We start from the raw sequence: 20,028 nt of genomic DNA, 5'->3' as shown, positions 1-20,028 counted from the left end.
TATATTCCACTTTTAATCATTTTCAATTGCATCATAATAACGTTTTCATTGCCCGCTACTATCTTTTGCAAATCATTGAATATTAGAAATTACTCAATATTGATGACTATCATCACCAGGATTAATATTCATTCAAGTTACTTTATATTTATAATGCACTTTTTGGTAATTATTTCCTAGACCATCATATTTCATAAATCAATTCAAATCATGATTACCTAATGCATTTAAATAAGCTGCATTTAAATCTTGATAAGTCTTAATGTCTGCTTTTGAAGCATATCATTTTTGATGTAAATCTAAATTAGCAGCAACATCAGCATCACCTGTTCCTTGATATTCAATATCATACGATAATTTATTTTCTTCTAATTTAGCATTGCTAATATTTCAATTTGCTCCTAATAATAAAGTATTTGAATAGTCATATAAAGCATTATTAATTGCTAATAAATCTTTTCGTGTTTCTGAATTTGGATCAAAATATAATTTGTTTAATAATGCCCTTACTGGTTGCACACTATCATTAAACCATGTAAATGCTAAATCCATAAATGAACTCTTTGCTGGTGTCGATGGGTCATCACTGCCTGTTAATAATTGTGCAATTTTTGTTTGATTTTGTTCTTGGTCACTTGCTTCTGATCATGGCAACTTGCTAACTTCTGTTAACGCATTAGCACTTTGTAAGATTCCTTTTGATAAAGCAACAACAAAACGATTAATATCATTAACACTTAAGGTTCCTAAACCATCTTCTGATTTTGATAACATCATTTTTGACATTGACTGTAATACTACTTTAAATCCAGGAGTAACTTTATTAGCAGCAAGTGTTAAAAAACTACTAATTGAATTATTTGCTTCTCTTTGGCGTTCTAAATCTGCTTTAGTATATAAATCATCAAGATATTCTCCAAAATCAGTAAATAATTCAGCCAAAGATTTTGTTGAATCATCTTTTTTAAACAATAAATCAGCTAGTTTTAAGTTTGGTGTTTTACCATTTCACATTGCATCACGATTTTTATATTGATCTTCTGGATTAGCTAAGTCTAGTTCCGGTTTCATTGGTTTTACTGCTAATAAATCACTAAAAACTTGTGATTGTTTAGTGAAAAAATAATCAATTTTTTGTTGAATTGCTTGTCTTTCAGTATTATCTTTACCTAAAAGTTGCAACGCTTTTGTTACTCCAAATTTTGCAAAAATATAATTTGCATTTTCTTTTGTTGGGTCATTAGGTAATTTAGGAGAAGCAAAAATCTGATAATAAATAGCTCCTAAAATACTTCCCATAAATGTTCCATCACTTTCTTTTGATAAAGCTAAAAATTTGTTCAATTGATTAATATATGCTTTTGATTGTGAACGGTCTGTAAACATATTCGCCATTAAAATTAACTGTAAAATTATTGCTAATTTATCTTGTTCTTCTGATTTTTGGGCTGTTTTAAATGGACCTCCTGTCTCAAATTTTTGATTATTAATAAGGAAGTTCTGATTTGTACTCGTATCAAATTTAATATCTTTTGTTGCCACTGAATTATAATCCATATTTAAATTATAAAAATAAATTGCGCGTGGCATCTCAAACATTGCTTTATTACATGCATCAATAATCTTTTGATTAATTCTGTTATCATCACATTTAGTTGGTAAAATTTCCTTTGCAGTTGAATAACTTGACATTGGTCCGCCATCAAATCAATAATTTAACATATTACTATTTTCTGCTAAATTAGGAATTGTTGGCAACGGGTCTTTATCAGAATAATCAGGAATTTTTTTCTTAGTTTGTTTTTCTGTATTATATAATTCATTATCTAATAAATTCATATAATCATAATTTGATGATAAAGTTGTTAACGGCATCCCATCATTTTTATTTAAATATTTACCCCGATAGTAATCAATATCAACAATATTACTATTCTTATCTTTATATGAATCAGGTAGTCGCATTAACATTTGTAACATTGAAGGTGTATATGTATTTAAAATTTCATGTCGATTCGCAATTGTTAGTTTTGTAAATAATGTTGTTTGTAAAATTTTTGATTTTAATGGTCCATTAGGTAAATTTTCAACTGATGAATCTTTATATTTGTCTTCTACTGCTTTTGTCTTAGTTTTACAACTAGCAGTAAGAGCTGGCGTTGCTACTAACGTTGCTGCTGCTAAAATATTAAGTAACTTTCGCATTATTATTCCCTCTTTTCTTTTTATAATTAATAAATAACTAAATCATTGAATTAGTAAAATAAATTAATTCTTATTTTATTCTTGAAGGATCCCTCTTCAACCATTAATTTCATTTCTTAAGAATTTATTTGGTAAATTTTCTAAACCATTTTTTTCACTAATATTAAAAAAACGAATATTATTTAACAATAATAAAAGTGCAACAAGTTGAATTGAATTATCATCATTAATTTGTCATAAATTTTTCATTGTTTTCTTGGCAGTTTTTATTAAAAAAAATAAATCTAATAAACATAAAACTTTAATTATTTTTAAAATAATTTTAAAAAACAATGAACGATCTAAAATTTTTAAGTCTGCTGAGCCATTTTCAAAATTACTAATTAAAATTAAGAAAGTTAAAATTCGGAAAGCAAAATCATGTAAAAATGTTGTTTTTAAAACAAATAAATAAAAAAATGTAATAATAAAAACAATTGAAATATTTTTTATTAATCATAATGATAAAATATGATTATTATTAATATGATAAAAACAATTTCACAATTGCTTTGTTATTAAAAATGAAAACAACAATGAGAACAAAACAAACATAACTAATTTTAAAGTATAGTTTAAAAATTGTTTATTTATTAAGATAATAATTGCAATAAAAAATTGTATAACTAAAATAGTGCTAAGATAAATACTAGTATCTGTTTTACTTGCATAAATTTGCAAAAGAATGATTTGTAAAATTGAAAGCACAATAAATTCACTAATAGCAAAAGTTGCATTAAAGAAATATTTTGCTACTAAAGATTTTGCTTCATTTTTTCTAGCGCGAATAGTAAAAAAATATTTTACAATCTTTAAAACAAAATAGAATAAAAGAAAATTAGTAAGAAAAATTATTGCAATACGTTCCAATAACGGATTAAAGAAAAATGAAATTGAATTTAGGATATTAAAACTTGATCATTCATGTAATAAATTCATTTTTCTCTCCTCACAAATTTCAATATAATCCGATATTGCTTACTAACTATATTAAAGCAAAAAAATAGAAAAAACAAGATACTAACTCTTGTTTTTAAAAAATAAGGTGCTTTTTTAAAAACAAAAAGACTCTTATTATAAAAATTTAAAATATCTTGATAAATCTCCTTTTTAATTGGCTCATTCAAAATCTCATGACGAGCATTTGGATATAATTTGACTTTAACTTTTTTCCTGCCTTTTTATATAAAACAACAGTCTTCATAACCATCTTTCCATATTTTCCAACTGGATCATCAGCACCTGCAATAAATAGTAATGGCAAGTTATCTGGTGTATTTTTAATATTTTTCTTATTTGTAATAAACAACAATCCTGTAAACATATCTTTTAAAGCACTTGTTGAAAAAACTTGTCCTGTTAATGGGTCGTTTGCAAAAGCTTCTTGAACTGTTTTATCTGTTGATAATCATTCAGTTCCTAAATTGCCTTCTTTTTTATAACGAGCATTTAATGGCGCATAATAAAATTTATAAATAAAATTATCCTTTGATTTTGGTCCTTTCATTTTTTCCTCAATTTTAGCCATTTTAACTGAAAATTTTAACAATCGTTTTGAGTAATGTGCTGTCCCGCAAATAACTAATGCCGCAATATTTGTGCCATATTTTATTGCATAATGACGTATCATAAAAGAACCCATTGAATTACCAAACATTACAATTGGTTGGTTTGGATAACTTTTTTTAATATAAGTTGTTACTTCATATAAGTCATCAATAATTTTTTCTCACCCTTCTTCTTCGGCAAAGAAACCAAGATCTTCGGAAGACAGAGCTGTTTTTCCATGCCAACGATGATCTTCAGCAATGACAACATAATCATTTGCTACTAAAAATTTAGCAAAATCATCATAACGAAAAGCATGCTCTGCACTACCATGAACTAGTTGAACAATCCCCTTAATGTTTTTATCATTATCAGGTTTCCATTCATACATATGTAATTCAACATCATCCCGTAAGGTATGTTTCCATTCTCTAAATTTCATTTTCATCATCCTTTCAATTTAACATAAAAATAGTTTTTTACTCTTACAATATTATCCTTCCTAATTAATGTATAAGTAAATTATACAATAAATTTCTATAAACATTTGAATAACTCAATCCTCACTCTAAAAATATTAGCTAATCTATTATAAATAAATTTATGATTTGCAAATAAAAAAGTGTTTAAAATAAACACTTTTTTATTTGCCTTGATTACCAGCACGATGAAGGTCACGGAATGGACCATCAACTGCAATTAACTCATCATACTTACCATTTTGAATAATTCCTTGCCCTTTTCCTAAGACAAAAATTTGATCAACATTTTTAATTGTACTTAATCGGTGCGCAATTGAAATTGTTGTTTTACCAACCATAATTTTTTCTAATTCAGCTTGAATTTCTTTTTCCACAATATTATCTAAAGCACTTGTTGCTTCATCTAAGATTAAAATTTGTGGGTTCTTTAAAATCATTCGGGCAATAACTAGGCGTTGCTTTTGTCCACCTGATAACATAAACCCTCGTTCTCCTAAAATAGTATTATAGCCATCTTTTCAACCCATTACTAAATCATGCAGGTTGGCTTTTTTACAAGCTTCAACTACTTCTTTATCTGTTGCATTAAACATTCCATATTTAACATTATAAATTACATCCCCAAATAAAATTTTTGGTTCTTGTTCAACATAACCAACATGTGTTAAATAACTTGCTAAATTTAATTTTTTTAGATTAGTGTTATTAACAATAACTTCCCCACTCGTTGGATCATAGAAACGTAATAATAATTTTGAAATTGTTGATTTACCACTTCCAGTTTCTCCAACGAAAGCATAACTTTTTCCTTTTTCAAATGTAACTGTTGTTTTAGACAAAATAATAACACCTGGTTTTTCAGGGTATTCAAAAACAATATCTTTTAAAATAATATCACCTTTAACTTCTTGTATCTCAGGCGCATTACGGTTTGGATCAATGGTTGTATCAACACGAATTAATTGAATAATTCGTTTTGTTGAAGCTGTTGCACGTGCTAATCCTGGAACTAATCCAGCTAAAGTTCAAATTGGAAATGCCAAAGTATTAACCCCTGTAATAAAGGATGACAAAATTTTCATAATACGATTAGTATGTTCTGCTCCTTTATTACCATATAAAATAATACTTGCTAAAACAACAATCACTGTTAAACTTAATGCACATAAAATAATAATTGTTGTCATTCGTGCTTGAATACGATTTAAACGACGATTAACACGGTAATATTCTTTATGAATTTGTTCAAAACGAACACGTTCATATTCTTCTGTCCCTGTTGCTTTAATTAGCGCAATTGATGCAATTCGATCGGTCACATCTCCATTAACATCTGTAATTTTAGCACGAACATTTTCTGTTTCTGATGCTTGTGAACGGAAAGTTACTGCGACAGCAACCATAAATAATGCTGTTGATCCTAAACAAATCAATGCTAATTTTCAATCAATATTTAATAATGAAATTGCACTACCAATAAATATAATTGGAATACTAATTAAGTTAGCTGGGGTTAATTGTGATTCATCCCCAATAACTTGTGTATCATTAATTAATTTAGTCATTGTTTCTCCAATTTTTTTTTCAGAATAATAACCAATGTTTAAATTAACTAAATTATTTAATACCGCATTACGAACATCAATTTCAATATTCCGCCCTAGCATTCCACCTACTCGTTCACGAATATTTGTTGTAATTACGGCAATTAATAAATCAACACCAATGATAATTAATCATATATATCATCGTAAGCCTGTTGTGACTGAACTTCGATCATCTCCAAATTCAAATAAAATTTCACTTATTAATTGGTTAATTAAAAAAGTCATTATAACAATTGAAGTTGAACTTAGTACTAATGCAAATAAAATTGTAAATGAACGTAATAAATAACGACGGTAATAAATTGCAACTAACTTAAAAAAACCAATTCGAGGTGCCTTGATTCGTTTCATCATTTCTAATGGCGTTTCTTGTTTACGAGCTTGATTTTTTTCATGTAATTCATTGTAATATAAATTCTTTTCAATTTTATTAATATCAATTAATTCTTTAATTTTCCCCATAACCTCACCTCATTTTTAAAAAAATGCGAGCTTAATATTTGCTCTCTTATCAATGTATTATATCAAAAAAATAAAACTTTTTTAAAATTTTAAAAAAGTTTTTATACATATATTCCATATCGATCAACTAATTGTCTTGTTCGTTGTTCTAATAATAAAAATAAAGTAGCGTTTATAATATATTTAGCGGTAAAAATTCCAAAGAAAATTCCGATAAAAATTAAAGTATGTTGTCATGACTCAAAAATAGATGCCATCCCACTATTATCGTGGTCATGATCATGACCAGCATGCGCAACAGTAACTTGATTAGACCAATCAATCGGATTACTTATTATATTCCCTGTCGGATCTAATATCTTCAAGCTATCGTGTAGAACATGAGCATGGTCAGCTTCTGGATGCGTATGACCCATATTTACTAAAATCTTTGCAACAATTAAAAATGAAATTGCTTCAATTAAAGCACATATTGGCACTATAATAGTAAATGCCAAGATTTTTTTCCCTCATTTAATATTAACAATTTTATGATGATGGTCATGCGCTTTTTTAACATGATGATATTCATGAATAGTATGGTCAGCAACATTTTCTGGAACAGTAATTTTATGACAAGCATTAAATAAAATATAGTAAACAAATCAAGTTACGAACACAACTAAGATATTAGAAATCATAAAGAATGCCATTTCAAGTCAAGTATGATACCCATCAATTAAATTATGAATTCAAGGTAATGCAATTCCTTCTAATAAAGCAAATCCTAATCCAACAATTGCAATTGAATAAATAATTACTAAAGTATCAAAAAATCGTAAACCAAACGTTGCCCCCCAAGGAGTTGGAACACTAAAAATCTCTAGTAAACTTAATCCAACGGCCATCGCTAAAAAAATCGCAGAAGCAGCAATTTTAAACGTAATTGACCTCTGATTATATAATTCCTTATGAAAAACTGACTTTTTAATCCGCGTTCAAATCTTATCATTTTGCATTGTTAAAACATGGTTAGTATTTTTTTTCATTTCTTTTTTCCTTTCTTATTTATAAAAATTAAAATTTATTTTTATAAAAAGTCAAGTTAAATTATTAGTTTTATAAAAATAAATTATAACTACCTAAACAAAAATAAAAATAGATTAATATCTATTTTTATTAGTAAAGTTACAACATCATAACCCACGTTCTGTTTTTTATTTTTTGAAATAAAATACTAGTTATTTATCTATCAATTATTAAATTGATCCCCTTGTTTTTTCTGCTTCAAAACAAGAAGTTCCCTTACCAAAATTTAGGTTTCTCGCTTGTGGGGTTTACCCGTTCCATTTTTTAAATTTCTTTAAAAACTCGTTTCTGTGGCACTTTTATAGAAAAAACTCCATATTATTTAATAATAACGTAGGATTTTTTTCAGCCGTCATAAGTAACCTTATGCCTAATTTTATGAATTAAATTAGCACAAACACTACAATCATCACAGATTGTGCGAGCGTGGAGTTTCCTCTATTAACAGGATGTTAATAGCAACTAGTTCTGTTATAACTCATGTATATTATACTATATCTTAAAAATTAATTAAATAAATCTAATCGTTATTTATTTTTCCTTCTAAGTTATGAATACGCTTTATTAAATCCGCTTTTGAAAAACCTTCTTCTTCTAAGCGGGCTTTTTGAGCTTTTGTTTCATCAAGCTGAGCTCTTAAAACATCATTTTTATCTTGCAAATCATTTAATTGTTGACGCAAGTACTTGATTTCCTTATTAAAGTCATTTGTAATTTCTTCAAAAACTCGATAATCTGTCGCAACCATATCTAAGAATGTATCAACTTCATTTGGATCATAGCCTTGATAATCAACTTGGAATTCCTTATTAATAATATCCGTTGCTCGTAATTTAATTGTTTTCATTTTTTACACCTCATTTGCAAGGAACAAACTTCCTTTTTTGATAATTAATTATTGAAGGAGGAAACAAAAATGTATCTACCCAATAATCGTGGCATGTTTTTAGAATCTTTAATTAATTATACTATTCAAAAATATTTTGATAATAATACTGGTCTTTTTTTAAAACGACCAGTAAATATTACCCCGCTTGAAAAACAACAGCATTTAATCACAAAAAGTTATTTTAAAACAAAAACTGGATGTGATTATTATGGACTTTATCAAGGTTATTATATTGAATTTGAAGCAAAAGAAAGTACTCAACAAAAATTTAATTTAAACAATCTTAAGACTCATCAATTACAACAATTAGCATCAGTTCATAATCATTATGGCATTAATTTTATTATTATTTACTTTCATTATTATGATCGTTATTTTATTTTATCATATCAAAAATTAATAGAGTGAATAAAATTAATACCAACAAAACAAATACCACTTTCATATTTTATTGAAAATGGCCATGAACTTTTTTTAGTTTTTTCTAATTTTCTTGATTTCGAACCAATTCTTAATCAATTAATCAATTATATTTAGTTAATGATTTTGATTTATTTTTAAGATAATTATCAATAAACTTTAGTAATTCTTTAAAAGTTAGTTTTGCATTTTGATGATTGTTAATAATTAGGGTTAATTGAAAATCAGAAATTTTATTTTCTAAATAAGTATTTAAAGTTGCTTTTTCGTGTTCATTTAAAGGATGCTGTAAAATTTGATTTACTTGTTCAAATAAAATCTTTTTTTCAACATTTAATTCTAGGTTTTCAATTGCAATAATTATCTTATTAAAAATTGGAGATAAATCCATTTCTAAAACACCTTTTTTCATTTTAATATCAATAAAACCAGCTTGTTTCAAATGATCTAACATCTTTTTTGCTTGAGCTTCACTAAAATTAGAATGATTTGCAATTTCTAATGGCGTAATAAACCTTTTATCAGAAGAAGAACAGTTCATAATCAACATGATTAATACTAATTGTTCTTCTGACAAATTTATTAATTTATAATGACTTAACAAAAAACGTCACTTATTAATACTTCCTTTGTTAAATAAACTATTTAACATAACAATTAAATCTTTCCTAATTGTTAATTATTGTTTAAATCAGTTTTTAATTGTTTACCTGCTTTAAATTTAGCTGATTTAGAAGCTGGGATTTTAATTGTTTCACCTGTTGATGGATTTCTTCCATCTCTTGCTGCTCTTTCAGTTACAGCAAATTTCCCAAATCCTGCAATTGAAACTTCTTTTCCAGCAACTAAAGCATTTTTAATATGATCAAAAACAAAATTTGTAATTTCTTCTGCGTGTGTTTTTGATAACACATCAGTAAATTTTTCGGCAATTTGCGCTGCTAGTTCTTTTTTTGACATAATTACACCTCTTCTAATAAACCTTGTATAAATTTAGGTTTATATTATCTTACCCAATTTTTATAAAAATGTATACCTTTTTAAATAAAAACATTATTTTAATAAAGTTTTCTGATTTGATAAAGCATTTTAAAAAATAATCAATGCTACAATATTATAGTAGTAATGCAGGATATTAAATTACTACAAAAAACTAAAAAACAAGGAAAAATAGTTATCAATGATTTTAAAAATAAAATTAGCTTGAAAGCAAATTTATAAACTATTTTTTGCAATAGTTGGCCTTGCTATTTTAGCATGAGCGTTCATTAATGGAATTATAGTACTTTTACTACGACCTATATATCTTGCTATTTTTGATATATTAAGAGTGCCATTTTTTTTCTTAAAAATATCAGATTCTAACGCTTCTTTTAAATTACATCTTTCAATAAAACTTAAATGTTTAAACTTTTTCATTTTTTCCTACCCTTTCTTAAAATATTTACATAATACAATAAAAAAATAAAAGTAAATTATTGAGATTAAATTTAATGATGATAAGATAATATTGTAAATCTAAAAAGGCAGAATTTTCCTACTCTTAACCTGTTTTATAAAATTACAAAAATATAGACTTGCAAAAGTCTTTTTTATGTAAAATATAGATAATAAAAAAGAACTTATGAGAGTTCTTTTATACATTAATACAGTTTTTTACTTTTTTATTTAATCATATTGTTTAAAAAATAGCAATTTTAATATGCAAAAAGGAGTAAAAAATGGCCAAAAATAGAACAATTATTGACAAAACTACAGCATTTTTGGAACAAAAAGGCACCAAATTAAGCAATAAAAGAGCATATTTATACTATTTAAAACTCCCACTTGATAATTGACAAGATAAAGTTAATCCAGAAACTGCTGATTTTATTAAGGATACGATAAATAAATTAGAAATAGAATTGGAATTGGCTTTATTAAATGAGCAATATGGCGGGGGGAAGAAGATATATGTTGAGAAATATGTTAAGGATACAAATATAAATAATGCAAATATTGTTATTAATTTTGATAATGTTGATTTGCCAAAAATAAAAGAGGTGATAAAAGATGCTTAAACATTTTTTACATCTTGATGAAATACCAAGATGATTTTATCAACAAAATGTTCCTAATGCACCTTGAAAAGAAAAATATAATCCTGCTGATGAATATAATGAAATAGGAAGTCGTTATAGTGCTAAAACATTTATGATTAAAGATAATCCGATTGGTAAATCATGTGCTATATCGTTATTAGTAAATAAACCAATATTTATTATTGCTGTTATAAAAATGAATAAAGATATTAGAAAAGGAGTATTTGAAAATATACAAAATACTCTTAATGCTATGAATATTAATTATAAAGTTAATTTATCAGAACATTCTTTTACATTAGATAATGGTACTTATATTATTTGCAAAGGACTACATTCTGCTACTAAAAGAGAAAAGTTAAAAGTCTTTGCTGATTTAGGTAAATATGAATTTGCTATTGAATGAAGAGAAGAAGCAGACCAGTTAACAAAAGAAGATATTAGTGAATTAACCTTTGCTGTTCGTGGTGCTAAAAGAAAGTTTGTTATTAATTTATCTAACCCTAAATCATTAGGAAGATATATTATTAAATATCGTAATGAAATAATGCCATTTAATGAACAATTAATGCGATTAAAATATAATCAAGTTGGAAAGTTTAAAATTAATTATTATGAAAAGAATAAGAAATTTACTAAAACAGTTATTATTCATTATTCTAGTTGAATACTTAATACTTATTTAGATGATGATGTAATTCGTAATCAATTAGAGTTAGAAAAATTAGACCCAATTAGATCAAGAGTATGAAGTTGAGGATTGCCTGGACAATTAAAAGGTGCTGTATTTGCTAGATATCTTAAATTTATTAAATTAACATGAAGTTTTGACAAATTACTGGCTGGTCTTGATTATGCACAAGCAGATAGTCCTAATGGTCATAAAACAAGTGCTAGTTTATGGGTATATAATACAACTTTAAAAAAAGTACATAAAATAGGTAAATATACTCATTCAAATGCAACAATGGAATATAAAGATGTTTTTGAACAGGCAAATGATATTATTCAATTTTATTTATCTAGTTTAAAAAATAGTACTATCTTTATTAAATGTGGTTTAACTATTAATGTTGATTATGGTGCTGGTGGTAGAGCATTTATTGATGTTCTTAATAGTGAAAAAATAAAATATCGGTATGGTAAATTATTAAGATTTGAAGAAGTTGATAAAAGTGTGTAATTAGTTGCTGACCGTGTTAATGCATTTATTGGTGCTATGATTAGTGGAAAAATGACACATGATTTAATTTTAGAAGAAACTAATACTGACATTAGCAATTACTGGTAATGTGCAACTATTATTGCTCAATGAAGAAATGCATTTAAATTAAAACAAGTTAATAAAGGAACAAAAGAAAATAATTTTAAAGATGCTGATAATTTTTATACTAAAATTATTAATCCAATGAATTATCCTACTAATCGTGGTGATATGTATGAAACATATTTACAAAATTCAACTAGCGGAGCATATTTTTCATCGCAAGGTACACCTGATCCAGTATTTCAAGGCATATCAACTCAAAGACAATATACTTTATTATCTACTGAAAAACAATTTAATCAAAATGATGAGTTAAATTTATATATTGTTTTAAATAGTAATAATCAAAATATTGGTGAAGAAACTATTAATACTTACGAATATAATCAATCTATTCAATGATTATATATTTCTAATATTGCAGACTACTATGACCCATTTGATAAAAAAAGTTTTTATTTCAAAAAATTACATTTAGTAATGTTAATGACCAATTATCTAAATCTGGGATGGCAATATGACAAAAAATACAACATCGAGCAATTGGAGAAGGATATTTTTTTCCAAGAATTATTAATGGTGTTGTTGATTATGATCCTGAATTAGCAAAAGATATTGGTGTTAAATGAATTGATTTAAAAGTATTAGGTTTAACAGCATTTACATCTTTAACAATTATTGGTCGCCCTGTAAAAGCAGGACAAATTAATACAAGAGTATATCAGCCACGAGATTTATTATTTTCTGATGAATTAAGTGGAATACCTGATACATTATTAACAAATTCCAACCCTGCTAATGTTTTATATAATCTACAAGGATTAATACCAGTTAATCAAACAACATATGGTGAATGAACTAATGTTTTTAATAATTTAGCAGACCCATTAGCAAAGAAAAATGCTGAGGGAGTATTAGGAAGTAATTTAGAAGCTACTAGAAAAACAAATCCAAATAAAATACCTTTTTGAGATAGTGAATTACAATTTAAGCCATCAGGTGTATATGATACTAGACAAATTCATAAATTTATTTATCAAGACCCAGAATATAAAAAGGTTCCATTTGGTGTTGCTTCATTTGATTATTCATCTTTAAAATCATCATAATTTCATGATATTTTAAATGCTAATCGTTATACACATTCATCAATTTCATTATTACCATGAGATATTAATGAATTTACTAAATTTAGTATTAATAACTTGCCTATTGTAGGTAAAATAATTTCATTTTTTGATTTAGGTTTACCAGTTAATTAATGAGTCAAAAAAATACTAAATTAATTCCAAAAATAGCACAACTAAGTACTTTTATTGATTATTTAAGTTATGAAATTATTCAAAATAGTTTATGAAGTAATACAACAAAAGGAAAAGGTAATATTTTATATGATATGTTTCGTAATGAAACAGAAGACCAAGTTGGTGGTTTATTAGGAAGTAATTCATTAAGATTTTGTTGTATGTTAAAACTAACAGATAAAATTAGAACCCATTATTATTCTTCAATAGAGTTGATAATAAAATTAAAGAAATATATTTACAAGCATATTATACTAATGATTTTAAATTAAAAATTAGATTTACAAAAACAGTATTTTCAGAACTATCACTATCTTTTCTTAATCATAGTAGTATGAAGTTTTATAAATATTTTGGTAATGATAAAAATATAACAATAGATATTTCTAATCCAAATGTATTAGGTATTAGAAATAAAAGTAATAACCCTATTAGTATTACATTTATTCCACGAAATTAAATTTTATATTTATATATATAATTGTGATTGTAAAAGGATTTAAAAAAAGGAATTATTTATTATGAAAAAGATATTAAGTTTTTTAGGAACAATCACTCTAATAGCAACAAGTACAACAAGTTTAATTGCTTGTAATACACCAATAGTATATACACCCGAACAATTAAAAGAACTAAAAGAAAAAAATAATATAAAAACAAAAGATGGTATTTTAGAATGAATAGCACCACAAGAAAAACCATTTAATCAAGTTGATAATAAATATTATTATGTATTATGACATAGTAATTCAACTGAAAATTGAAGAATTACAAAATTTAAAAATGATACAAAAACATCAAAAAAAATGGAAAAAGAATAATTGTTAATGAAAATGATGTAGAAAAATTATTTATATTGAAAGAAACAAAAGGATTTATTGGAAATAAAGAAATAGAATTTCCAAAAGATATAACAGTTCAATGAAACTCATCATTTACTTGAAAATTTAGTCAACCTGCTAGTGAAAAAGTTTTTAAATCAGTTTATCGTTAAAATGGTGATGAACAAAAATTACCTAATTTAGATATTGATGATAATGGTAATGTAAAAGTTAAAGGAGAATAAAATGGCAGTTATTCAAAAATGGTTAGATTGTGAAATGCCAAATTGTAAAAGAAAGGTATTAGCAAGATTTAAAAAAGATAAAAATGGTGATTTAGTAAGAAAAATGCAAGGTGATTGACCAGTGCAATTATGTATTAGTCATTTTAAAGAGTTTCAAATTAAAATGAATGAAACTATTTTATATATGGAACAAAAAAATAAAGAGTATAAAGATATGATTAACACAATGATTGTAAAAAAAATTAAATTATGGTATAATATTTTTATAAGGTTAATCTTCCTTTTATAAAAGAGTCTTACCTATAATTTGTTAAAAGTGTTAATCCTACACTCAAATAAGGAGCAAAAAATAATGGCAAATTTAGAAAAAATTAAAGAAATTTTAGAAATTGATGATGAAAAAGCGAAAGCAGTTGATGAATTATTATCTGCTCAGGCTAAACAAATTCGTGAATCAATTAAAAATCGTGAAGATGTAGTTGATAAAACAGATTTTGAAATTGTTAATACTCAATTACAAGAATTAAAAAATAAAAGTGATTTATTAGAAAATGAATTATATTTAAAAAATTTTACAGATAAAGATAAAAAGATTATTTCTTCGTTAATTAATAATGATGAATATAAAGATTTATCTAAACAAGAAAGAATAAACAAAATAGCAGAAGAATATAATATTAATTTAGTAGATGGTACTGTTGATGGTGGGTCAGTTATTGACCAAATGCTAAAAAGAAGTGAAGAAATTAAATCTAATCGTTTAGAAGAAATTAAGAAAAATGGTGCTAAAACTGACCAAGATATTATTGATTATGCTAAAAGTTTAACATGACAATAATAAGGAGGATAATAACCTATGGCAAAAGTAGGCGGAAAATCAAGTATTGCATTACCAACAGTTTTTCAAGTTGGTGGTAATACTGCAACAGAAAAAGCAATTGGAGATGTTGCTGTTTTACAAATTAAAAAGATTTTAGAAGCAGATAGTGAATATATTGATGCTACTGATATTAGTTGAAGGAGACCCCGATAGTAATTTTCAACCAGTAGACTATATTGCTGGTAACTTTAAAGGTGAACAATTAACCAAAATATATGATTGATTATTAACTAATTATTATAAAATAAATCGCCACCATGTTCCCGCAATCCCTAAGGGGGGCTCAACAAACACAAGCGGAAGTTGCTGGTGTTAATATTCAAACAAACGCTTCGTATGAACAAATGATATATATCAGAGAAATTAAATTAACTGAATTCATTATTAAGTTAATTAAATATGATAATGCTATTTTAAATAGTAGAACATTTAATATTAAAAATATTGATAATTTAATTGTTGATGTTCGTTTACCAGTAAATGCAACTTTAAACAGACAATTAAAAAATAATGAAACTATTATCAATATGCCCAATGAAAAAGGAGAACAAAAATAATGCTAAAACCATCTGAAAAAATGTTAGCACAATTAGCAGAAAAAGATGAACCAATTGACTATTCAATTGATAGTATTCCGTTAGATTTTGCTAATCAATCGCAGTACAGCGATCCTGATTTAGCACAATTATTTAGTGAAGACCGCGCCAGAACCTTATATATTTATAAAATTAATAATCTTGTTAAGACAAAGAAAAAACCTACCTTAAACTACTCACAAAATAGTGTTAAAATCGGTTTTATTGACAAAGATGAATATATTAAAATAACTGGTTATGAAATTAGTGACTTTAATTTTAAATTACAAGTTCAACAAAACACCACAGTTTAAGATAATAGTACTAGTTATGTCATGATTGATGAAAAAGATATTTTAATTAATGATATTTCAAAACAAGACAAAGAATTTTTAGAAGCATTAGATTTAAAAATAGTATCTATTAATGAACCAATTAGTAAAGACAATAAAAATGAATGTAATATCATTGAAGAATATAAACGCCCCTATTCACCCGATGGTGTTGACATTATTAAATCTACGCATTTAGTTAAAATAACTGACTTTAAATGAAAAAACCAAAATAGTATTCATTTAGTTTTACAAAAACCATTGCCTGAAGATACAGTATTTACTGGTATTGAAATTAAATATCCTAAATCTATGCTATTTGGAAATATTAAATGTTGAGGGAATATTAATGGTGTTTATTCTTATCCATCATCAAATATTGAAAATGCTAGTTTAGTACCTTTGTTATCAATGCCTATTGAAACAAATCCTAATTTAAGAATATTTCAATATTGATTTAGTGAAAGTTTTTTACCATGAAATATATCAAAAAAATATCTTCAAGTAGAAGATATTTTAAGTTTAATAAAAAATAATGATTTAGAAAAAGTTTTATTAAATTATTTAACATATCGATATAATTATGATAGAAAATTTGAAGGTGCAAAATACGATGAAAAAGGAAATCCTACCAATAAAGCGGCTGAACTACGCCAAAAATTTGAAGGTCAAAAACCCGAAAATGTAATTGATGGTTTATTTGAAAACTGAAAATTAGATAATTCTACATCTTTAGATGATAATTCTGTAAAAAAATTTAAACAAATTATATATATGTTATCAAATTATACATATAGTAAATATGCAATTAATAAAGGTTATAATGATGATGTTAAATTAATTACCCCTTATTATTTAAAACTAGTATCAAAACCAAATAAAATAGACAATGGATATTGAGAATTTCAAAATTGTAAAGTATAATTAATATCATCATATTTTGAATTTATTGGTATACCTCCACAAAATTATTGAAATGAAATTTATGCAAGCGAAAAACCTTTTAATCCAACGGGAGATTATAAATATTATATAATTATATGGCGTGGTGATGAAAATGATAATTGAACAATTAAAAAGTATAAAAATACATATGAAGAAGTTGGGAGAATTGATACATCATATAGTGGTGCAGCATTGCATTATATAGAAATAGCGATGATTTAGTTGCAAATAAAACAAGAGAGCACGCTACTTGAATTACAGATAATGGTACTTATTTTAAAGCAGTTTATTGTTGAGACAATAATAATGATCCAAATACTCCAATTATTAATTCAAATACTGGACAAATTATAGATTGAAATTTAAAAAATAAAAATAATATAAATAACAATGATGAAATTAAAGTAACTGTTAAAAATAAAGATATTTCAGAAAACCCTATTTATCAATTAGAAGCAAATTTTTTTAATTGATTATCAATAACAAATGAATTAGAAACAAATAATATACCTTCCCTTATTCCCGCTGAAATTAAGCTATCAGATGGTGAATATGGCAAGTATTTAACTAATTTAATTGTTTCTAATGACAAAATAGAAGAATATTTAAACTATTTTTCTCAATTATATAGATTACTTTATTCAAAAGCAGTTTGGACAAGTATAACTAAAAATTTAGTTGAAGATAATATTAAAATATCTTTTTATAACCATCAAAAACTATTTATTTTAAATCAAATTGAATTATCTGGAATATGAGGTTATGGAAATTATGATATTAAAATTTTTACTGAAAAAGAAGAAATTAATATTAATAATTTACAACTATTTAATAAAAATAATGAAAAACTATCATTAATTACACTAGAAATATAAAAACTCATTTTAATAAATGAGTTTTTATATTTATTAGTATCCGTCTAATCTTCTTTAACTTTTATATTACCGTAATCATCAATAATTAAATCGGGGGGTATTATATCTAAACTTCAACGATAAACTGCTTTAAAATAAGTACCATTATCTGTAATTCAAGTAGCGTGCTCTCTTGTTTTATTTGCAACTAAATCATCGCTATTTCTATATAATGCTGCACCACTATATGATGTATCAATTCTCCTAACTTCTTCATATGTATTTTTATACTTTTTAATTGTTCAATTATCATTTTCATCACCACACCATATAATTATATAATATTTATAATCTCCCGTTGGATTAAAAGGTTTTTCTTGCGAGGTTATTCATTCTAAATTGTTTTTAATAGTTTCATTTGTTGTATCTATTTGGTTTTCTTTTTTTAAAATGTTTCAATTCTTCAGGCGTATATTCTTTTTCTTGTGGTGTATTACAAGAAACTAAAGTTGTTGTACTTGTTCCTACTAATGATATTGCTCCAATAATATTTAAAATTTTTCTCATTATTTTTGCTGATTTAAATAATTAATACGTTCAAAATAAAAAGTTTTTGTATTTTCCATATTATTTAAATGTTTTCTAAAAAATCTCATTTGTTCTCTATAAACATCACTATATCTTAGATATCCTGTATCATAAGTTTCTGCGTATAATTTTGAATATTTTTCATAATATTCTTTTGCATCTGAAAATTCTATTTCTTTCTTCCTAATATCATAATTTAAAAGAAATAATTTATGTTCAATTGTATTTATTTCATTCTGAATATATATTTTATTATGATAAGGAGTAGAAGCAATTGTTGTTGGCACAGAAATTCCACTAATTGTTAATACACTTAATAAACTTAAAAGTTTTTTCATTTTATATAATTTCTTTTCTTTCATCTTGAAACTTTTTTTCAAGATCTATTGACATTATATATATACAAGTCAAGCATTTTTAAATATGTTTTAGAAAGGAGATTGTTTAGAATGATTGTTATTGTAATTATATTTTATTACTAATCTGGGCTCGCGGTTATTTTCATAAGTTTGTGAAAAATGCCTTAAAGTTTAAAAAAACTTTTGCCGCGCTTTTCAAAATACTTGGGAAAAATTCTAAGCGTTAAGCGAAGAATTTTATAAAGGTTCCCAAATTTATTTGAAAGAACCTCAAAATCTTTTTTAACTTGTAAGTCATTTTATCACAAAAATTTAAGAAAATCAACCGCTCGCCCAAAACCTAAAAAAATCTGCTATTTCAGATTTAATAAACATATAGATAAAAGTTAAGTAAAATATTCTTTAATTTTATTTCAATAGTATTAACATAAATATTTTAAATTCCCATTTTAAAACTATACGGATAAGAACCATAAAACAAAGCATCATATGGGGTCATGGTACATTTTACTATCGGGTGTGTTTGTTTTGGTATCATTAAATCTTAGTTTACTAATACACTTATCTAAAAATGGGAAGTTATCCAACATGCCATATATTTTGCCTTGAACAAACATTTTTCTTATTCATGTTACACGATTGATTATACCTGCTTCTTTGTTAAGGGATGTCTGATGTTTTTTAGCTTTAAACATTTTAATTTTATAACCCAAATAAGGGTAAATATCTTCTTGTAATTTTTGCATAAAGTCGTGTGCATTAATATCATAATGAAATGTAGCATATTCAAAAGCATCAAATTTATCAAATGTATTAATTATTCATTGCCCGTAATGTTCAACTATTTCATTTAAATTCATTGCGTTTTTTGGTGTAACAATATTTTCTTCAATTAAATATTTATCATATTCATTATTTTCATTAATTTTATAACCACTAAATAAAAACACCGTGTGGTCTTCACTACCATTAGCATAATCAACACCAATTGAATAACTATCAAATTGATACTGTTTTGTATTTGTATTATAAAAATCTTGTAAATTATATTCTTTAA

The 20,028-nt window shown here is 25.3% G+C and carries 29 protein-coding genes and 1 other RNA gene; 16 read left to right on the top strand and 14 right to left on the bottom strand.

Annotated elements, in window-relative coordinates; all coding sequences use genetic code 4:
• Positions 1 to 12: 12 nt before the first annotated feature.
• From ACZ91P_RS00985 to ACZ91P_RS00955, 7 genes are all read right to left on the bottom strand, one after another.
• Positions 13 to 2,205 carry a hypothetical protein gene (locus ACZ91P_RS00985; RefSeq protein ID WP_465157609.1) on the bottom strand — a complete coding sequence of 731 codons (2,193 nt, stop codon included), beginning with the start codon at positions 2,203 to 2,205 and terminating at the stop codon, positions 13 to 15.
• Positions 2,206 to 2,280: 75 nt separating this feature from the next.
• Positions 2,281 to 3,183 (bottom strand): hypothetical protein, encoded by a 903-nt coding sequence (locus tag ACZ91P_RS00980; protein ID WP_465157608.1) that lies wholly within the window; start codon positions 3,181 to 3,183, stop codon positions 2,281 to 2,283.
• Positions 3,184 to 3,328: 145 nt separating this feature from the next.
• A complete protein-coding gene (locus ACZ91P_RS00975; protein WP_465157607.1) occupies positions 3,329 to 4,183 on the bottom strand; it encodes an alpha/beta fold hydrolase in 855 nt (284 codons plus the stop codon).
• A gap of 252 nt (positions 4,184 to 4,435) precedes the next feature.
• Positions 4,436 to 6,343, bottom strand: coding sequence for an ABC transporter ATP-binding protein (locus tag ACZ91P_RS00970; protein ID WP_465157605.1), 1,908 nt, complete (start codon positions 6,341 to 6,343; stop codon positions 4,436 to 4,438).
• 101 nt (positions 6,344 to 6,444) lie between these two features.
• On the bottom strand, positions 6,445 to 7,371 hold the full coding sequence (locus tag ACZ91P_RS00965; RefSeq protein ID WP_465157604.1) for a hypothetical protein: 927 nt from the start codon (positions 7,369 to 7,371) through the stop codon (positions 6,445 to 6,447).
• 145 nt (positions 7,372 to 7,516) lie between these two features.
• Positions 7,517 to 7,885, bottom strand: an RNA gene (gene rnpB / locus ACZ91P_RS00960) — RNase P RNA component class B.
• Between the two features lie 46 nt (positions 7,886 to 7,931).
• Positions 7,932 to 8,258, bottom strand: coding sequence for a DivIVA domain-containing protein (locus tag ACZ91P_RS00955; RefSeq protein ID WP_465157603.1), 327 nt, complete (start codon positions 8,256 to 8,258; stop codon positions 7,932 to 7,934).
• Between the two features lie 69 nt (positions 8,259 to 8,327).
• Between ACZ91P_RS00955 and ACZ91P_RS00950 the strand changes: the two genes are divergently transcribed.
• The gene (locus ACZ91P_RS00950; RefSeq protein WP_465157602.1) at positions 8,328 to 8,837 is read left to right on the top strand and encodes a Holliday junction resolvase RecU; all 510 of its coding nucleotides are present in this window, start codon (positions 8,328 to 8,330) and stop codon (positions 8,835 to 8,837) included.
• On the opposite strand, the gene ACZ91P_RS00945 is transcribed toward ACZ91P_RS00950, so the two are convergent.
• From ACZ91P_RS00945 to ACZ91P_RS00935, 3 genes are all read right to left on the bottom strand, one after another.
• Positions 8,812 to 9,372: a DnaD family protein gene (locus ACZ91P_RS00945; RefSeq protein WP_465157601.1), complete on the bottom strand. Its 561-nt coding sequence runs from the start codon at positions 9,370 to 9,372 to the stop codon at positions 8,812 to 8,814. The genes ACZ91P_RS00950 and ACZ91P_RS00945 overlap by 26 nt on opposite strands.
• A 23-nt stretch (positions 9,373 to 9,395) precedes the next feature.
• Entirely contained in the window at positions 9,396 to 9,680 is a 285-nt protein-coding gene (locus ACZ91P_RS00940; protein WP_114565281.1) for an HU family DNA-binding protein, read from the bottom strand.
• Between the two features lie 255 nt (positions 9,681 to 9,935).
• Positions 9,936 to 10,139: a hypothetical protein gene (locus ACZ91P_RS00935; RefSeq protein ID WP_465157600.1), complete on the bottom strand. Its 204-nt coding sequence runs from the start codon at positions 10,137 to 10,139 to the stop codon at positions 9,936 to 9,938.
• A gap of 302 nt (positions 10,140 to 10,441) precedes the next feature.
• Here ACZ91P_RS00935 and ACZ91P_RS00930 point away from each other — a divergent pair, with 302 nt between their 5' ends.
• The 15 genes from ACZ91P_RS00930 (at position 10,442) to ACZ91P_RS00860 (ending at position 17,149) form a co-directional block, all read left to right on the top strand.
• Positions 10,442 to 10,780 carry a hypothetical protein gene (locus ACZ91P_RS00930; protein WP_465157599.1) on the top strand — a complete coding sequence of 113 codons (339 nt, stop codon included), beginning with the start codon at positions 10,442 to 10,444 and terminating at the stop codon, positions 10,778 to 10,780.
• Positions 10,773 to 11,984, top strand: a complete 1,212-nt coding sequence (locus ACZ91P_RS00925) for a PBSX family phage terminase large subunit (RefSeq protein ID WP_465157598.1) — start codon at positions 10,773 to 10,775, stop codon at positions 11,982 to 11,984. The genes ACZ91P_RS00930 and ACZ91P_RS00925 overlap by 8 nt, the downstream gene beginning before the upstream one ends.
• Positions 11,985 to 12,209: 225 nt before the next feature.
• Entirely contained in the window at positions 12,210 to 12,674 is a 465-nt protein-coding gene (locus ACZ91P_RS00920; RefSeq protein ID WP_465157597.1) for a hypothetical protein, read from the top strand.
• Positions 12,578 to 13,177: a hypothetical protein gene (locus ACZ91P_RS00915; protein WP_465157596.1), complete on the top strand. Its 600-nt coding sequence runs from the start codon at positions 12,578 to 12,580 to the stop codon at positions 13,175 to 13,177. Before ACZ91P_RS00920 ends, ACZ91P_RS00915 begins: the two co-directional genes overlap by 97 nt.
• 152 nt (positions 13,178 to 13,329) lie before the next feature.
• A complete protein-coding gene (locus tag ACZ91P_RS00910) occupies positions 13,330 to 13,644 on the top strand; it encodes a hypothetical protein (RefSeq protein ID WP_465157595.1) in 315 nt (104 codons plus the stop codon).
• A 62-nt stretch (positions 13,645 to 13,706) separates the two neighbouring features.
• Positions 13,707 to 13,832 (top strand): hypothetical protein, encoded by a 126-nt coding sequence (locus tag ACZ91P_RS00905; RefSeq protein WP_465157594.1) that lies wholly within the window; start codon positions 13,707 to 13,709, stop codon positions 13,830 to 13,832.
• Between the two features lie 61 nt (positions 13,833 to 13,893).
• Positions 13,894 to 14,193 carry a lipoprotein gene (locus tag ACZ91P_RS00900; protein ID WP_465157593.1) on the top strand — a complete coding sequence of 100 codons (300 nt, stop codon included), beginning with the start codon at positions 13,894 to 13,896 and terminating at the stop codon, positions 14,191 to 14,193.
• A 35-nt stretch (positions 14,194 to 14,228) separates the two neighbouring features.
• Positions 14,229 to 14,366, top strand: a complete 138-nt coding sequence (locus tag ACZ91P_RS00895) for a hypothetical protein (RefSeq protein WP_465157592.1) — start codon at positions 14,229 to 14,231, stop codon at positions 14,364 to 14,366.
• A 73-nt stretch (positions 14,367 to 14,439) separates the two neighbouring features.
• A complete protein-coding gene (locus tag ACZ91P_RS00890) occupies positions 14,440 to 14,727 on the top strand; it encodes a hypothetical protein (RefSeq protein ID WP_465157591.1) in 288 nt (95 codons plus the stop codon).
• A gap of 63 nt (positions 14,728 to 14,790) precedes the next feature.
• Positions 14,791 to 15,276 (top strand): hypothetical protein, encoded by a 486-nt coding sequence (locus ACZ91P_RS00885; RefSeq protein ID WP_465157590.1) that lies wholly within the window; start codon positions 14,791 to 14,793, stop codon positions 15,274 to 15,276.
• 18 nt (positions 15,277 to 15,294) lie between these two features.
• The gene (locus ACZ91P_RS00880) at positions 15,295 to 15,471 is read left to right on the top strand and encodes a hypothetical protein (protein ID WP_465157589.1); all 177 of its coding nucleotides are present in this window, start codon (positions 15,295 to 15,297) and stop codon (positions 15,469 to 15,471) included.
• Complete coding sequence (locus ACZ91P_RS00875; RefSeq protein ID WP_465157588.1) at positions 15,437 to 15,634, top strand: hypothetical protein; 198 nt, start codon at positions 15,437 to 15,439, stop codon at positions 15,632 to 15,634. The genes ACZ91P_RS00880 and ACZ91P_RS00875 overlap by 35 nt, the downstream gene beginning before the upstream one ends.
• Positions 15,576 to 15,875 (top strand): hypothetical protein, encoded by a 300-nt coding sequence (locus tag ACZ91P_RS00870; RefSeq protein ID WP_465157587.1) that lies wholly within the window; start codon positions 15,576 to 15,578, stop codon positions 15,873 to 15,875. The genes ACZ91P_RS00875 and ACZ91P_RS00870 overlap by 59 nt, the downstream gene beginning before the upstream one ends.
• Positions 15,875 to 16,207, top strand: a complete 333-nt coding sequence (locus ACZ91P_RS00865; RefSeq protein ID WP_465157586.1) for a hypothetical protein — start codon at positions 15,875 to 15,877, stop codon at positions 16,205 to 16,207. Before ACZ91P_RS00870 ends, ACZ91P_RS00865 begins: the two co-directional genes overlap by 1 nt.
• 21 nt (positions 16,208 to 16,228) lie before the next feature.
• Entirely contained in the window at positions 16,229 to 17,149 is a 921-nt protein-coding gene (locus ACZ91P_RS00860) for a hypothetical protein (protein WP_465157585.1), read from the top strand.
• Between the two features lie 463 nt (positions 17,150 to 17,612).
• On the opposite strand, the gene ACZ91P_RS00855 is transcribed toward ACZ91P_RS00860, so the two are convergent.
• From ACZ91P_RS00855 to ACZ91P_RS00840, 4 genes are all read right to left on the bottom strand, one after another.
• Entirely contained in the window at positions 17,613 to 17,762 is a 150-nt protein-coding gene (locus tag ACZ91P_RS00855) for a hypothetical protein (RefSeq protein ID WP_465157584.1), read from the bottom strand.
• A gap of 667 nt (positions 17,763 to 18,429) precedes the next feature.
• Positions 18,430 to 18,591: a lipoprotein gene (locus tag ACZ91P_RS00850; protein ID WP_465157583.1), complete on the bottom strand. Its 162-nt coding sequence runs from the start codon at positions 18,589 to 18,591 to the stop codon at positions 18,430 to 18,432.
• Positions 18,591 to 18,950 (bottom strand): hypothetical protein, encoded by a 360-nt coding sequence (locus ACZ91P_RS00845; RefSeq protein ID WP_338990033.1) that lies wholly within the window; start codon positions 18,948 to 18,950, stop codon positions 18,591 to 18,593. The genes ACZ91P_RS00850 and ACZ91P_RS00845 overlap by 1 nt, the downstream gene beginning before the upstream one ends.
• A 476-nt stretch (positions 18,951 to 19,426) precedes the next feature.
• Positions 19,427 to 19,921, bottom strand: coding sequence for a hypothetical protein (locus ACZ91P_RS00840; RefSeq protein ID WP_465157582.1), 495 nt, complete (start codon positions 19,919 to 19,921; stop codon positions 19,427 to 19,429).
• Between the last annotated feature and the right edge of the window lie 107 nt (positions 19,922 to 20,028).

The sequence above is a fragment of the Spiroplasma endosymbiont of Halictus nicosiae genome, from assembly GCF_978018445.1.
The sequence above is the reverse complement of the archived record's forward strand: the minus strand, read 5'-3'. Positions and strand labels throughout refer to the sequence as shown.